1 pseudogene is annotated in these 757 nt (G+C 69.1%); it reads right to left on the reverse strand.

From position 1 onward, the window contains the following. Nucleotides 1-757, reverse strand: a pseudogene (locus EN893_RS36280) (phage tail protein); the annotation flags it as partial.

Consider the following 757-nt stretch of genomic DNA (forward strand, 5'->3'; position numbering starts at 1 on the left):
CCTCGACCTTGCCGGACAGCTGCGACACAGACTGCTCCAGCGCTGTCAGCCGGCCCTCCTGCGCCGTCGTAGCCTCGCCGGCCGACTTCACCAGCGCGTCGAGGCCAGCCAGTTTCTCGTTGAGCGGACCGAGATCGACCGGCGCCGAGCTGCCGGCCTTGCCGAGGGCGGCGACCGCCGTCTCGATCTGCGCAACCTTGTCGCCCAGTGCGGCGACCCCGGCCGCGTCGCCTGCTCCACCTTTCTCGACAGCCGATTTCAGCGCCGCCACATCGGCCTTGACCTGTTCAAGGCCCGAGGACAGGCCGACCATCTTCGCCGCTCCATCGCCGTTGCCGCCGGCGTCCTTCAAACCGGCGATTTCGGTCTTCAGCGAGGCGATGTCGCCGTTGACGCCATCGAGCGAGACGCCGGCACCGGAACCCGGCGCGCCAAGCAGGCCGGCAAATTGCAGCCCGCCGGCGCCGACCAGCGCGATGACGCCGCCGATGATGCCGGCGGCGACGCCGTTGAGGCCGCCGCGCTTTTCAAGGGGTGGCGCCATTTTCTCGTCCCGTGTCTCGGGTTTCGCCTTGTTGCCGTCGGTCTGCGTGCGCTTCGCCGATGCGTCCTCGAAACTGTAGTCGTAGGCTTTGGTCTTGCCGGCCGGCGCATCGGACGATCCGGGCTCGTCGGACGATCCGGGCTCGTCGGACGATCCGGGATAGGGGATCTCGGCCTCGCTAGCGGGCTTTGTCGCCGCTGCCGACGGCTGCTC

It is taken from the genome of Mesorhizobium sp. M7A.F.Ca.CA.004.04.2.1 (assembly GCF_004022825.1).
Lineage (GTDB): Bacteria > Pseudomonadota > Alphaproteobacteria > Rhizobiales > Rhizobiaceae > Mesorhizobium.